We start from the raw sequence: 382 nt of genomic DNA, 5'->3' as shown, positions 1-382 counted from the left end.
CATCATATTTTAAAAAGTCCTTTTCATGGATCTTTCCCTGCAGTGCAGGATAATGTTCCTGCAAATAAGACACACTCTCCCGATCGATCTCGATCACGTGGATATCCAGGTCCTTCTTGAGAAGATATTTAGTGAGTACTCCCATCCCCGGACCAATTTCCAGGAGCTTTTCATAGCCGTTATAGCTAAGGGTTTCTGCAATTTTTTCGGCCACACTTTCATCTGTAAGAAAATGTTGTCCAAGATGTTTTTTGGCTTTTACATCTCCTTCCGCAGATTGAGACATAGCAGATCTTTGGTGATTGCCACCTTTCTTTTTGAAACTTTTCTTCATGTAAGGTGGTTTTATTGCTCAGAAATTACTTCCAGCTCGCTCCTGAAG

General features: G+C 41.1%; 1 protein-coding gene. It reads right to left on the bottom strand.

Annotated elements, in window-relative coordinates; all coding sequences use genetic code 11:
- On the bottom strand, positions 1–286 hold a 286-nt coding region (locus tag HC175_RS20265; RefSeq protein ID WP_317172377.1), incomplete at its 3' end, for a ribosomal RNA small subunit methyltransferase A.
- Between the last annotated feature and the right edge of the window lie 96 nt (positions 287–382).

Source organism: Salinimicrobium oceani (assembly GCF_012037645.1).
Note: the sequence above shows the minus strand (reverse complement) of the source record. Positions and strands in the feature narration are given on the sequence as shown.